The sequence below is a fragment of the Prolixibacter sp. SD074 genome (genome assembly GCF_009617895.1).
Lineage (GTDB): Bacteria > Bacteroidota > Bacteroidia > Bacteroidales > Prolixibacteraceae > Prolixibacter.
In genome coordinates, this window is the sequence record NZ_BLAW01000001.1 from 422,531 (window position 1) to 437,555 (window position 15,025).

General features: G+C 42.5%; 11 protein-coding genes. 7 read left to right on the forward strand and 4 right to left on the reverse strand.

Annotated elements, in window-relative coordinates; all coding sequences use genetic code 11:
* Positions 1–250 precede the first annotated feature (250 nt).
* On the forward strand, positions 251–2,296 hold the full coding sequence (locus tag GJU82_RS01820) for a M13 family metallopeptidase (protein ID WP_153630586.1): 2,046 nt from the start codon (positions 251–253) through the stop codon (positions 2,294–2,296).
* 43 nt (positions 2,297–2,339) lie between these two features.
* On the forward strand, positions 2,340–3,026 hold the full coding sequence (gene araD, locus GJU82_RS01825) for an L-ribulose-5-phosphate 4-epimerase AraD (RefSeq protein ID WP_228488527.1): 687 nt from the start codon (positions 2,340–2,342) through the stop codon (positions 3,024–3,026).
* 80 nt (positions 3,027–3,106) lie between these two features.
* On the opposite strand, the gene fabD is transcribed toward araD, so the two are convergent.
* A complete protein-coding gene (gene fabD / locus GJU82_RS01830; protein WP_153630587.1) occupies positions 3,107–3,997 on the reverse strand; it encodes an ACP S-malonyltransferase in 891 nt (296 codons plus the stop codon).
* 202 nt (positions 3,998–4,199) lie between these two features.
* A complete protein-coding gene (folE, locus tag GJU82_RS01835; protein ID WP_153630588.1) occupies positions 4,200–4,826 on the reverse strand; it encodes a GTP cyclohydrolase I FolE in 627 nt (208 codons plus the stop codon).
* Between the two features lie 422 nt (positions 4,827–5,248).
* Here folE and mqnB point away from each other — a divergent pair, with 422 nt between their 5' ends.
* Positions 5,249–5,941 (forward strand): futalosine hydrolase, encoded by a 693-nt coding sequence (mqnB, locus tag GJU82_RS01840; protein WP_153630589.1) that lies wholly within the window; start codon positions 5,249–5,251, stop codon positions 5,939–5,941.
* Between the two features lie 3 nt (positions 5,942–5,944).
* Positions 5,945–6,775, forward strand: coding sequence for a 1,4-dihydroxy-6-naphthoate synthase (locus GJU82_RS01845; protein ID WP_153630590.1), 831 nt, complete (start codon positions 5,945–5,947; stop codon positions 6,773–6,775).
* A gap of 414 nt (positions 6,776–7,189) precedes the next feature.
* On the opposite strand, the gene GJU82_RS01850 is transcribed toward GJU82_RS01845, so the two are convergent.
* On the reverse strand, positions 7,190–7,846 hold the full coding sequence (locus tag GJU82_RS01850; protein ID WP_153630591.1) for a hypothetical protein: 657 nt from the start codon (positions 7,844–7,846) through the stop codon (positions 7,190–7,192).
* Between the two features lie 132 nt (positions 7,847–7,978).
* On the reverse strand, positions 7,979–8,203 hold the full coding sequence (locus GJU82_RS01855; RefSeq protein WP_153630592.1) for a hypothetical protein: 225 nt from the start codon (positions 8,201–8,203) through the stop codon (positions 7,979–7,981).
* Between the two features lie 317 nt (positions 8,204–8,520).
* Between GJU82_RS01855 and GJU82_RS01860 the strand changes: the two genes are divergently transcribed.
* From GJU82_RS01860 to GJU82_RS01870, 3 genes are all read left to right on the forward strand, one after another.
* Positions 8,521–9,681: a tyrosine-type recombinase/integrase gene (locus tag GJU82_RS01860; protein ID WP_153630593.1), complete on the forward strand. Its 1,161-nt coding sequence runs from the start codon at positions 8,521–8,523 to the stop codon at positions 9,679–9,681.
* A 352-nt stretch (positions 9,682–10,033) separates the two neighbouring features.
* The gene (locus GJU82_RS01865) at positions 10,034–11,953 is read left to right on the forward strand and encodes a site-specific DNA-methyltransferase (protein ID WP_153630594.1); all 1,920 of its coding nucleotides are present in this window, start codon (positions 10,034–10,036) and stop codon (positions 11,951–11,953) included.
* Between the two features lie 4 nt (positions 11,954–11,957).
* Positions 11,958–14,516 carry a DEAD/DEAH box helicase family protein gene (locus GJU82_RS01870; protein WP_153630595.1) on the forward strand — a complete coding sequence of 853 codons (2,559 nt, stop codon included), beginning with the start codon at positions 11,958–11,960 and terminating at the stop codon, positions 14,514–14,516.
* Positions 14,517–15,025: the final 509 nt, after the last annotated feature.

Genomic DNA, 15,025 nt, shown 5'->3' on the forward strand with positions numbered 1-15,025 from the left:
GCATCAATGCTGAAACAGCCGGTTTTTAAAGCCGGCTGTTTTTTTTGTGTTTGTTAGGATATAATTGTTGTGAATCAACAATTTAGTGAGAATTGTGTTTGTATTGTCGATTCGTGGAAGCGGCGAATCGAAAAATATTAAATGCAGACTGTAATGATAAAGGTCCTGTTTATACCTATTATCATTGATTAGCTTTATGAACCAGACAGAAAATATTTATTCAAGTGTTAACTTTAACAATATCAAAAAGATGAGAAACAAACTGGTGGCGCTTTCATGCGCACTTTGTACCGGCTTGCTTTTTTCAATGACTTCCTGCAATGAAAAAGGTAAGACGGAATCAGCTGAACCGGCAATTAATCTGGCCGATCTGGACACGACACTAAGTCCGGCCCAGGATTTTAATGAGTATGCCAACGGTGGTTGGAAAAAAATGCACCCAATTCCAGCAGAGAAAAGCCGTTATGGTTCATTCGACCAAGTGGGCGATAAAACAGAAGAGCAGGTAAAAACTGTTGTTCAGGATGCTGCTAATAAAACCAACGAGCCCGGGACCGTTGCCTACAAAATTGGCACGATGTATAATCTGGGTATGGATACGGCCAAAATTGAAAAGCAGGGCTTAACCCCGCTAAAACCATATTTCGACGAAATTGCCGCCATTAGAACTCCGGCAGACGTTCAGAAAACGTTGGCAACATTCGAAACCTATGGATTTACCACTCCGTTTGGTTTCTATGCTGCACCCGATGCGAAAAACAGTGACCTGGTCATTTCCCAGATCTATCAGTCAGGACTCAGTTTACCCGATCGTTCTTATTATACCGATGATAACGACCATGCGAAAAAGCTTCGTGCAGAATATGTTGATCATGTAGCCAGGATGTTTGGCTTAATGGGCGACGATGATGCAACTGCAAAGAAAAATGCAGAGACCGTGATGAGCATGGAGGCCCGGATGGCTAAAGCTGCCATGACTCGTCTGGAACAGCGTGATCCGGATAAAACTTACAACAAAACCAATCTGAAAGGATTGGTTGAAATGGCCCCCGATATTGACTGGACTTCTTATTTCCGGCAAATTGGCGTACAGCCGGAAGACATCAATGTAGAGCAGCCTGCTTTCATGAAGGAAGTGGATGCTATGGTTAAAGACGTTCCGGTTGCTGACTGGAAAACCTATTTTCGCTGGTCGTTAATTGACGGTACCGCTTCTTATCTTTCAGATGCTTTCGTAAAACAGAACTTCGATTTCTTCGGAAAGACTATGAGTGGAGTAGAAGTAATGCGCCCACGTTGGAAGCGTGTTCAAGGGACGGTTAGTGGTGCAATGAGTATGGCTATTGGTCAGCTGTATGTAAAAAAGTATTTCCCGCCCGAAGCGAAACAGCGTATGCTGGCCCTGGTCGAAAATCTGCGTAAAGCATTGGGTAACCGCATCAAGAATCTTGAATGGATGGGTGACGAGACCAAAAAGAAAGCTGAAGAAAAATTAGCTGCCATTGGCGTAAAAGTTGGTTATCCCGATAAATGGCGTGATTATTCAGGCCTGGAGATCAAAGATGACTCGTATGTACAGAATGTTCTGCGGGCACGCAAATTTGGTTTCGAATACAACCGCGACAAAGTAAATAAACCGGTTGATAAAACTGAATGGCATATGCCTCCGCAGATGGTAAATGCTTATTACAATCCAAGCATGAACGAAATTGTATTCCCGGCAGCTATTCTGCAGCCTCCGTTCTTCTTCGTGAATGGTGACGATGCCGTCAATTATGGCGCTATCGGTGTGGTTATTGGTCACGAAATGACTCACGGTTTCGATGACCAGGGACGTAAATTCGATAAAAACGGTAACCTGAATGACTGGTGGACCGATGATGACGCTAAGCGTTTCAATAAGCGGGCCGATGTTTTGGTTAATGAGTTCAATCAGTTCCTGGTTCTGGATACCGATACGGTCCATGCTAACGGACGCCTTTGCCTGGGTGAGAACATTGCCGATCTGGGTGGATTGAATATTGCTTACGATGCTTTCAAAATGGGCAGTAAGGAAACCGGTAAGATTGATGGTTTTACTCCCGACCAGCGTTTTTATCTGGCTTATGCGCATGTGTGGGCACAGAATATTCGTGATAAGGAAGCTCTGCGCCGTGCTAAAGAAGATGTACACTCTCTTGGCCGTTACCGGGTAATTGGCCCGTTGCGGAATTTACCGGCTTTCTATGCAGCCTTTAATGTTAAACCGGGTGATAAAATGTATTTACCTGAAGACAAAAGAGCTGTTATCTGGTGAGGTGGGCAACAGATATAAATTATAACGAAAATCCTACTTCGTTTTGAGGTGGGAGTTTTTTGGTGTTAAGATGCTTGAAAGTTTAAAACACCAGGTTTATAAAGCAAGTCTGCGATTGGTTGAGCAGGGACTGGTTATTTTTACCTGGGGAAATGTCAGTGCGATTGACAGGAAAAGCGGACTGGTCGTTATCAAGCCTTCCGGGGTTTCATATGATGAGATGGTTCCTGCGGATATGGTGGTCGTGGATATTGATGGAAAGGTGATTGAAGGAGAACTGAAACCTTCTTCCGATACGGAAACACACTTGATTTTGTACCGTAGTTTTTCGGAAATTGGAGCGATTGTTCATTCGCATTCCGAATATGCAACAGCCTGGGCCCAGGCTGGACTGGGCATTCCGCCGTTAGGCATCACACATGCCAATTATTTCAATGGCGAAATTCCCTGTACGCCACCTGTTGAACAGAAACCGGAAGATGCGGATCCGGAACTGGCAACGGGTAGTGTGATTGTAGGGACATTTGATCGGATGCATTTGGATCCTTCCCGTATTCCGGGAGTTTTGGTTTACGGTCACGGGCCTTTCTGTTGGGGAGAAGATGTGAGCCGTGCGTTCGATCACACGGTGGTACTGGAGACGGTGGCCCGGATGGCCCATCACACCCTGGCGCTGAAGAATGTTTCGCCGGTGGAGAAGCAATTTCTCGACCGCCATTTCTTTGAATAAACAATACATCAATTTTCAATCATAAAAAAAGAGACAACTGAAAAACGGTTGTCTCTTTTTATTAATGGTGTGTTTATTTCTTATGCCTGGTAAGCGTTGATACCGTTGGTTTCCATACTGCGGTCGACTTTTTTCACCAGCCCCTGAAGTACTTTTCCCGGACCAATTTCGGTGAATGAAGTAGCTCCGTCAGCAATCATAGTTTTAACGGTCTGTGTCCAGCGTACCGGAGCCGTTAATTGTGCTACCAGGTTTTTCCGGATTTCGTCGGGATCGGTAACGGCTGATGCAGTCACATTCTGGTAAACCGGGCAATTGGGTTTATCGAAGGTTGTTGCTTCGATGGCTTCGGCCAGTTCGGTGCGGGCCGATTCCATCAGCGGAGAGTGGAAAGCGCCGCCAACCATGAGTTTGAGGGCCCGTTTGGCTCCCAGCCCGGTTAATTTGGCACAAGCCTTATCGATGCCTTCGTTCGAACCGGAAATAACCAGCTGTCCGGGGCAGTTGTAATTGGCCGGGACAACTACGTCGTCGATTTCAGCACAAACTTTTTCCACAACATCGTCTTCCAGGCCCACAATTGCCGCCATGGTAGAAGGCTCCAGTTCGCAGGCTTTCTGCATCGCCATCGCCCGTTTCGATACGAGTACCAATCCATCTTCAAACGACAACGCTCCATTGGCAACCAGCGCGGAGAACTCGCCTAATGAATGACCGGCAACCATGTCGGGTTTGAATTCATCGTCCAGGGTTTTCGCCAGCAGCACGGAGTGCAGGAAAATGGCCGGTTGCGTAACTTTGGTCTGTTTTAGATCTTCGTCAGCGCCTTCAAACATCAGGTCGGTAATACGGAAACCGAGAATATCATTGGCCTTTTCGAAAAGTTCGCGGGCCAAATCGGAATTGTCGTACAGGTCTTTTCCCATTCCAACAAACTGGGCCCCCTGTCCGGGAAAAACGAATGCTTTCATCAGCTAATTTTTTAGTCCTTCAATTTTCATATAGAACACAACCCCAATAAATATGCACTGTCGACATCATTCTTCGGGGTAGTTACAATGCCGTTTGGTACAAATAAAATGCGTGGCAAAGATAAACATTGTCCCCCGAATGAGAAAAACCAGGCGAAAGTTCATCTGGTTTCTGGTCATGAAGCGTTCAAAAAGCTCCAATTTATGAAAGATCGGAACTAATAAGTCGAATAAACTCCTCGCGGGTGGCTACCTTTTCGAATGCTCCGGTGAAATCGGATGTCGTCGTAACAGAATTCTGTTTTTCGATGCCGCGCATCACCATGCACATGTGGGTAGCTTCGATGACTACGGCAACCCCCAGCGGATTGAGTGAATTTTGGATACACTCCTTAATTTGAAGCGTGAGACGTTCCTGAACCTGTAACCGGCGTGAGTAAGCTTCCACTACGCGGGCAATCTTGCTCAATCCGGTAATGTATCCATTCGGGATGTAGGCAACATGCGCTTTTCCGAAAAAAGGTAGCATGTGATGTTCGCAAAGCGAATAGAGTTCGATGTCTTTTACGATTACCATTTGGCGGTAATCTTCCTTGAACTTGGCCGATTGTAGAATTTCTTCCGGGTCCATGTTGTATCCCTGGGTCAGAAACTGCATGGCTTTGGCTACCCGCATGGGTGTTTTTTTCAATCCTTCGCGATTTGGATCTTCACCGAGCAATCCCAGTACATCGTGGTAGTTGGTGGCCAGTTTTTCTACATTTTCGGTATTGTAGTGTTCTATTTTACTGTATCCCCCGTTATTCTCTTTGTTAAGCGAAAATTTCATTCGTCGGTATTTTTTATTTTTAACGGAAATGTAGCATGAAACAATTATTCTTCAGGATTTCAATCATGCCCGTTTCATATAACTTTCCTTCTTCGTTTCCTTTGTAAATTCGTTTTCCTGCCTGTTGCCCCAACAGGATAGCGATTGTTAATAACGGTTGACGGGGCTGATTGTTTGGAGCTTTCCAATTCTGTCTTCCGTACATTTATCTATTTCCTGCAAAGGAAAGAAAACGGCAGATCAGAAACAGTGATCCATCTCTTGATTTCCAGCATCTTTAATTAAACTGGGTACAAATTAAAGACAAATATTAACCTTTTCCTCAAAAGTGAGTAAGAATGTGTGAAAGGTAATTTTCATAATAGATGGGAACATTATCTTTGGCAGTTGATTAATTTGATGTAATCCAACGAAACAATCTGATGAGGGTTCTTTTTGTAGCAGCGACTTGTTTTGAACTGAAGCTTTTCCTGGAAAATATGGAGGAAATAGAAGGCGAAAATTCCCCGGTGTCGCATTATCGCTGGCACGATTTGGAGATTGACTTAATTCTTACCGGTGTGGGGCTTTCCTTCACCACCTACCATTTGACGCGTCTTCTTCAGAAAGAAAAATACGATTTAGTGATTAATGCCGGTATAGCCGGAAGTTTTTACGACGAGCTTTCCATTGGCACGGTGGTTAATGTGACCTCCGAACAGTTTGGCGATTTGGGCATTGAAGAGCCGGGCGGTTTTAAAACATTGTTTCAGGCTGGTTTTATGAAGGAAGATCAGTTTCCTTTCCAGGGAGGAAAACTGATGAACCCGCATTTCCGCCAAAGCATGGAATTGCACAATGTACATGGCTTGAGTGTGAATATGGGCCATGGCCGTAACACCACCATTGACCAGTTGAAGATGAACTTTGATGCCGATATCGAATCGATGGAAGGCGCGGCTGTTTTTTACGTTTGCCTGATGGAGGACATTCCGTTTCTCGAAATACGCGCTATTTCGAATTTTGTTGAATCGCGCGACACAACCAAATGGGACATCCCAACCGCTTTGGAGAACCTGACGGACGAATTGTTGAAAATTCTTCGCAACTTTGCTACCGTACTACAGATTTCATAAAATATGAACTTAACACTTGGATTTTCGACGTGTCCGAACGACACGTTTATTTTTGATGCGATGGTCCATAACCGCATCGATACCGAAGGACTGACTTTTGAGACGGTTATGGCGGATGTTGAGGAGTTGAACCGACTGGCGTTTGCCGGCGAAATTGATATTACCAAGTTAAGTTACGCGGCTTATGCACAGTTAACTTCGCAATATGTTTTGCTGGATGCCGGAAGTGCGCTGGGGCGGAATAACGGCCCGTTACTGATTAGTAAAACGAAGATTTATCCCGACGAAGTGCCCGGTTTGCGCATTGCGGTTCCCGGCGAACACACCACGGCCAATTTGTTGCTTAGTGTGGCATATCCTACCGTGAAGGAGAAAAAGGAATACCTGTTTTCGGATATCGAAGAGGTTGTCCTTTCGGGAGAGATGGATGCCGGGTTGATTATTCATGAAAACCGGTTTACCTACCAGAAGAGAGGGCTTAAAAAGATTCTCGACCTGGGCGAGTACTGGGAAGAGGCCACCGGCTCGCCGATTCCCCTGGGTGGTATTGTGGTGAACCGCAACTTGCCGCGCGAAGTGCAGGAGAAGGTTAACCGGGTGATGAAGCGCAGTGTGGAATATGCTTACGAACAACCTGATGCCTCCTATCCGTTTGTGAAACTCTATGCGCAGGAAATGGAGGAGTCGGTAATGCGCAGCCACATCGATTTGTATGTGAACGAATTTACGCGCAACCTGGGCGAGGAAGGCAAACAAGCCGTACGCACCCTGTACGGCAAAGCCGAAGATTTGGGGATTATTCCGAAACTGGAACGGTCGATATTTTTGGATTAAGCCGGGAGGGGCAACAGACCAATTCAACAAGCATCAAATCCAAAGCATACCACTGCCGGGGTTTCGGACCACCGACAGGGAAATCCAGAACGGGACAAACCTGTCAGGTCTTCGAAACCTGACAGGTTTTCACATTATGAGATGCTCCGCTCCCTTGCGGTCGAAACAGTAATCATTTTCAATCGACGACATCGCACGACCGCTTCCAACAACACAACCAACCATACCCGGGGCGTTGCCACCGGGCTGAATTGAGTTGGCCTTTCAGGCCGGAAAAATTGGTTAACCATTACACAAACCACTGTCGGGGCCTCCGACCACCGACAGGGAATATTCCGGATGGTCATTCAGGGCTTCGGCCATACGAAAAAAGAGGGAATCCATTTTCGGACACCCTCTTTTGGCTATGTGCCGTTAGCTTTTGACTATTTTGCCGAGCGCCTCGAGCAGCTGAGGCTGGTCTTCGAGGGCGATTCGGGCGACGGCATAGAACTCCGACATCCAGTCATCCATTTTAGCGAACGCGGCATCTTTCTTTTTGGTAGCCTCCTGCGACTCTCCGACTTCGCGCCGGTAAATGGTCCTTGCATTTTTTAGCTCTTCAATTTGCGCCTGGGTGGCAGTCAGTTCCTCCAGGCTAATTTTCAAACCGGCCAATTTTTCCTGGATAGCCGTATCGGCGATAGCTTCCGTGTAGAATTTTTGCACCACTTCGAGCCATTTAGCGTAGCTTTCGGGAATTTGGCCGTCGATGTTCAGTTTTGCGAGCATCAACGGATCCTTACGATAAATCACTTTCGCTTTTTTGCGGTGCTTACGATAGATTTCGTCGACGGCGTCGCGGTTGGCTGCAAAGCTACTGTAGGCTTCGGACGTTTCGTCGTCTTCCGTTTTGTTGAATCCGTAGGTTTGCTGGGTTTCTGCCAGCAAGGTTTTACCTTCGGCGATTTTGGCTGCATCGTAGCCCAGGTCGGACATGGCTGATGCAATTTCGGGTTGTTGTTCGGCGTTTTCTAACGCTACGCGGTTGCGTTCCAGCAGTTCCGCTTCAGATAATTTAGGCCTAGTCATAGATTAAGATATTTGAAATTAAACATACTGGCCGGGAAACCGGCCGTTATCCAATGCTTATCATTGAATGCCTTTGTTGCTGAAAACCGGGGCTTAAGCCTGCGCTCTATGCAATCATCAAGACGCAAAGCATCACGTCCCTACCGTCCGGTTTGTGCGTTGCTTCGAGGCAGTTGTGCGTTGCTTCAGGGCAGTTGTGCGTTGCTTCAAGGCAGTTGTGCGTTGCTTCAGGGCAGTTGTGTGTTGCTTCAAGGCAGTTGTGTGTTGCTTCAAGGCAGTTGTGTGTTGCTTCAAGGCAGTTGTGCGCTGCTTCAAGGCGGGCACCTGCTTTCGTTCTCCGGCCGGTATTTTTGCCACAGGGATTCTATTTAAAGAACGCTTTGCATTCGTTTTGGCCGGGGAAAAAAGAAAACCTCCTATCTTCCGGCCCCGCTGTTCCTACATCGCTCAAAAGTTCCCGTTTTCCTGTCCTGTAAACGAATGAGTTTTCAACTTAAGTAAAAAAAATGTTTTGTGCCAATAATTTTGACGAATGGCCGATTTTTTATGGTGAATGGCCGGATCTGGCAGGTGAACGGAAATTATGACGACCGAAAAAGGGGTTTGGATGGGGGCCCCGATGCCCGGTTTTTGAGCAATTTTTTCTACATTGAGGAACTGAAATAACTAACAAGATGCCGACAAAGCCGACCATCGTACTTGAAAAAGCCCGTCACCGTGATAAAACAGTGGTCACCCTAAGGTTTGGTTACGACCAGAAGGTGATTGACAGCGTGAAGCAGGTAGCCGGTGCACGCTGGGGCCAAACGATGGGATGTTGGTACGTCCCGGAAGGGCAGTTCGATTTGCATGCCTTTTTTGAGGCATTGAAAGGGATGGCCTACGTAGATTATTCGGAGTTAAAGAAAAGAAATGGCAAGCAACCTACCCAGCGTCCAGGCTCAATTAAGCCCCGTTACAATTTAAAGAACATCAAATCGCACGTATCGCCTGAGGTGAAGACAAAAATCCAGTCCTTCAAAAAATGGATGGAACAAAAACGGTATGCTGCCAACAGTGTCAAAACCTATATCCATCAATTGGAAATCTTTTTTGGGTTTCACCAGAACAAAACACCGGAGACCATCACGGATAACGATATTATGCATTTTAACACGGAGTTTATCATGAAAAACGGGCTCAGTGCTACTTTTCAGAATCAGACCGTGAGTGCATTGAAACAGTTTTACCAATTCCACTACAATCGTCGAATAGTCAGTGAAAAGATTGAACGTCCTATAAAGGGAAAGCCATTACCTAAGGTATTTAGTAAAGAAGATTTGGAAAAATTCTTCAATGGAATTACAAACGCCAAGCATAAAATGGCGATGATGCTAATCTACTCGTGTGGACTTCGCAGAAGTGAGTTGATTCAGCTAAAACTAAACCACCTTGATTCGAAGAGAAGGTTACTGTCGGTAATTGACTCGAAAGGGAAAAAAGACCGGGTCATACCGATTAGTGAACGTTTATTGTCGAAAATAAAAGAATATTATCATGCTTATCAGCCCAAACAGTACCTGATAGAAGGACAAACCCCGGGAGGGCCATTAACAGCATCGAGCCTGCAAAAGGTTTTTAAAGCAACCCTGGAAAAAACGGGAATCAAGAAGGTTTACACCATTCATTGTTTGCGACACAGTTTTGCTACCCATTTACTGGAAAATGGGACCGATCTTCGCTATATTCAGGAATTGCTTGGACACAAATCGTCAAAAACAACTGAGATTTATACACACGTAAGTAACCGTGCATTGCAAAACATTAAAAACCCATTTGATGATCTCAAAATATAAGATACCAAAGGTACACATAACACTCCCGTATGGGAAATATATGGTAGTTTTGGTACACATATAAACTAGTTAGCGTTCATTGTAAAAAGACAAAACAGACGACAGAATGATAAAGGAATTTTTGCTGCATAAAGACAAAGAAAAATGAAAATTGCCGACACACAAAACAACACATTTGCAAGCCCCGACACACAAGCCGATGCTTCAGCTTGCAAAAGAGTTGTTTTCTTACCGACGCACCCGAGCCCACCCACCACCCTTGAAAACTCGTTGACAAGAATTGTGGTAAATTGAAAGATTACCGAATTGAAAAATGTATTTTTGAAACTTAAAATTTAAGGATTTGATATAAATGAAACTATACGAAACATTAGAGCAACAACTAAAGAAAGAGCCCAACTTTGTGACAGACAACGGAGAACTGAAAAAATGGGTGGTGCTGAACAAAGCACAGAACTTTGACGAAGAACTGATTGGACTGTTGTTAGACAATGCAGACCTGAAAGAAAAGTTTTTTGTAAACGTGAAAGGCACTTTGGTTTTCAACCAAAACCTGTTTGTGCAGTTTCTAGAGCAGAAAAACTACCTGAACGATAGCTACACCCAATACAAAAACAAGGTTGGACTTACCATTGACGACAAATACTTAAAACAACGCAACGAAGTGGCTTTGGTATGGCCATTTAAGGACTGCATTTTGGAAGGCGGACAAAGCCGTGATGAAGACGAACGAGAGGAAATTTTTTTCAATGAAATTTTGGCACAAGACGAAATTACCCAACTCCTAGAACCAAAGGTTTTGACAAATGCCAAACGCATTGACAAAGACGGAGACAAACTACTTGACCAATTTAAACGAAACGAGAACGGCACGATAACCGACAACCTGATTATAAAAGGAAACAACCTTTTAGCCTTGCACACTCTAAAAAAAGAATTTGCAGGAAAAGTAAAACTGATTTACATAGACCCACCATATAATACAGGTGGATTAGGAGATACTTTTACTTACAATAATAGTTTTAAGCGTTCAACTTGGCTAACCTTTATGTATAATAGGTTAATAGCTGCAAAAGACTTATTGAGAAAAGATGGTGTATTGATAGTAGCAATTGATGAAAATGAACAACCTCATTTGGGCGTAATGCTTAAAGAGTTTTTCAAAGATTATGAAGTGCATTGCATAACAATTGTTCATAATCCAAGGGGTGTTCAAGGGACAAATTTCTCATATACACACGAATACGCATTTTTTGTTGTCCCAAAAGGAAAGAAATTAATTGGAAATAGAATAATTGACGAAAGCGAAATTGACTTTTCCAATTTAAGAAATTGGGGTGGTGAGAGTTTAAGAAGTGATGCAAAAAATTGTTTCTATCCAATTGTTGTTGACCCAAAGACTTCAGAAATAATTGAATTTGGTGAAGTATGTGAAGATGATTTTCACCCAAGTAAAAGAGAAATTATCAAAGACGGTAAGGTTTATATTTATCCAATAGATAATGATAATATTGAAAGAAAGTGGAGATATGCGAGACAATCCGTTGAAGAAATAAAAGACCTACTTCGAGCAAGAAAAAAAAGTGGCCAATGGGATGTTGAAATCGGTAAAAATTTTGGGCAATACAAAACTGTTTGGATTGACCCTAAATATGATGCTAATGAGTATGGGACAAAAATTGTTAGTAGATTAGTTCCAGAAAATAAATTTAGTTTTCCGAAATCATTATACAATGTAAAAGATTGTGTTTATGCCGTTGTTGGTAACGATAAAGATGCTATTGTTTTGGATTATCACGCAGGCAGTGGTACAACTGCACACGCAGTTTTAGAATTAAACAAGGAAGATGGTGGAAATCGCAAATTCATTATGTGTGAGCAAATGGACTATGTTGAAACTGTAACTTCAAAACGCGTTCAGAGAGTGATTGAGCAAAATGGTTCAGATGAATTTATCTATCTCGAACTCAAAAAATACAATCAAACTTTCATTGAGCAGATTGAAGAAGCCAAAGACACTGAAGCACTTTTACAGGTTTGGGAACAGATGAAAGCAAAAAGCTTCTTGAATTACAATGTGGATATAAAGAAGCAAGATGAGCATTTGGAAGAGTTTAAAGCCTTGAGCCTTGCCGAGCAAAAACAACACCTTTGCGAGCTATTAGACAAAAACCAATTGTATGTAAATCTTTCTTCGCTTAATGATGCCGACTTTACTTGCACCGCAGAAGAAAAGAAAGTAACCCAAAATTTTTACCAAATTAAGAAGTAATCGAATGGCGTTTTTATATGACACATTGTTACAGGAATTTGGTAAAAGAGCTATTGCACAAGTTACCGTTCCTAATCACATAACCGACAATTTAAAGCCCGGATTTGGTCAGCGACCTTATCAGATTGAATCTTTTCAGCGTTTTATTCTTTGCGATTCAGAAGATTTTGAAGGCAAACCCAAAAGACCCTTTCACTTGCTTTACAATATGGCAACAGGAAGCGGAAAAACTTTGATAATGGCAGGTTTGATGTTGCACCTTTACCAAAAAGGCTATCGCAACTTTTTGTTTTTTGTAAACAGCAACAATATCATTCAGAAAACCAAAGACAATTTCCTCAATCCGCAGGCTTCAAAATACTTGTTCAACGACAAAATTGTGATTGACGGAAAAGAAGTGCTAATCAAAGAGATTGACAACTTTGAAGAAGCCGACAATCAGAATATCAATTTGAAGTTTACCACCATTCAACAGCTTCACATTGACCTGAACAACACCAAAGAAAACAGCGTAACCTACGAAGATTTTAAAGACAAAAAATTGGTTTTAATTGCTGACGAAGCTCACCACTTGGTAGCAGGAACAAAATCGGGCAATCTGTTTGGCAGTTGGGAAGACACCGTAAAGAAAATTCACGATTCCAATTTTGAAAATATCTTATTGGAGTATACGGCAACCATTGATACCGAAACAGCGGAATTGGTAAAACACTATCAAGACAAAGTTATTTTCAAATACGACCTTGCCGAGTTTCGTAAAGACAAGTATTCCAAAGAAATCAATCTTATTCGTTCCTTGTATGACGAGAAGGATAGAATCATTCAGGCTTTGATTTTGAATATGTATCGTCAGGAATTGGCAACTTCAAACAATATCAATTTGAAGCCTGTAATTCTATTTAAAGCCAAAAAGACAATCAAGGAATCAGAGCAGAACAAAGAGAACTTTCACAAACTGATTGACGATTTTTCGGTGTCAATGGTAGAGAAAATTCAAAAGACTTCTACTGTTCCAATCGTTCAAAAGGCTTTCCGATTTTTTGAAGCCAAAGGCATTTCAGCCAACGAAATAGTAAAACGTATTCAAACCAATTTCAGATTTGAAAATTGCTTGAGTGCCAATAATGACGCAGAAGCCGAACAAAACCAAATATTGCTCAATACATTAGAAGATGAAAACAATCCAATCCGTGCCATTTTTGCCGTTCAAAAGCTGAACGAAGGTTGGGACGTTTTGAATTTGTTTGACATTGTTCGCCTTTATGAAGACCGAGACGGCAAAGACGGAAAGCCAGGCAAAACGACACTTTCAGAAGCCCAATTAATTGGACGTGGTGCAAGGTATTATCCGTTTGCTTTAGAAGAAGGGCAAGACAAGTTTACCCGAAAATTTGATGATGAAATTTCCAACGACTTGAAAACATTGGAAGAATTGTATTATCACACCAAAGAAGATAGTCGTTACATTTCGGAATTGAAGAAAGCTCTTGTTGATTCGGGTATTTATGAAGATGATGCTAATTTGGTTCAACTTAATTTGTTTTTAAAACCTGAATTTAAGAAAACAGATTTTTACAAAGACGGACACGTTTTCTTCAATAAGAAAGTGCCAAAGAGTTTTGACAACATAAAATCGTTTGCCGATTTAGGAGTTAAGAAAACTAACTACCGACACACTTTATCTTCGGGAGTTGGCAGAATGTCAAGTGCCTTTTTTGAAATGGAGCCGACACAATCAAATGATGAAGTAATTAAAACCAAAGATGTAAAGCTGACTGAAATTCCGAAAAACACAATCCGTTTTGCATTAAGCCAAAACCCATTTTTCTATTTCGACAGTTTATCACATTACTTTCCAAGTGTTGGTTCACTTTCCAATTTCATTGACAGCACAGACTTTTTAGCAGGTTTAGAAATTACTTTTAGCGGAACAACCAAACGACTGAAAGAAATTAGCCATTTCGACTATTTGCAAGCCTTAAACGGACTTCTGCAAATCATTGAAGCAGACATAAAGAGCAACTCGACAGAATATGAAGGTTCAGACTATATCAAAGAACCAATTCATAAAGTTTTCAAAGACAAAGAAATTAAAGTTTACAAAGACAGCGAAAGAGCAGACGGACAGGAAACTTTAGTAGCCAACGAGCCTTGGTATGTTTACAATGCTAACTACGGAACAAGTGAAGAAAAGAAATTTGTAGAACTGTTTTCCAGACGATTTGAAGGACTGAATCAGAAGTTTGAAAACATTTACCTAATCCGAAACGAAAGAGAAATTAAAATCTTCGACAAACTCGGACGAGCCTTTGAACCAGACTTTTTATTATTCTGCAAGCAACGTAACGGAGCACAAATGACTTTTCAAGTCTTCATAGAACCTAAAGGAGAGCATTTAAAAGGCCACGACAAATGGAAAGAAGACTTTTTAAATGAAATCAGAGCAGAACAAAAGACAATCAAAATCCACACGGACACTTATTTGATAACAGCCGTACCATTCTACAATTACAACAGCGAAAACGAATTTAAGACGACATTAGAAAATACTTTAAACGAATAGGAATGCCAACGCTAAACAGCCACACACATTGCCAAGTCGCACCAGCCGACCCTCAAGCCAAAACTTGGCAAAGAGAGTGTCTGTTCCTAACGCACGGACAAGAAGACAATGCAGCAAAAATGAAAGAAAATTAACGAGAAAAATGAACAACGAAACGCTAACATTTTAGGAATTAAGGCACAGTTGGGCCCTGAAAAAAGGCAGTAGGTTTGCATACTTACTGCCTTTTTTTAGGGTAACAGCGCTCAAAATGCGCGCTCAATTGTGTTTTAATTCGTGTTGGGCTTAACCGTTGCTGTTCAAAGCTATACACTATGGGGATTGAATGGTTTTCCTGCATCCTTTCCGTTGTTTTTCTGCTGCCGGTTTTGCTATTTTACCTGTTTTGGGGCCGGGACCCGGATATTGGGCACGTTTTTCGTTTCCCACCGGACATACTTTTCCCGTTCAGCCAAAAACAGGGAATTTTTAGCCGGTAAACCGGTTGTGCAATTTTTTCAAAGAACGAT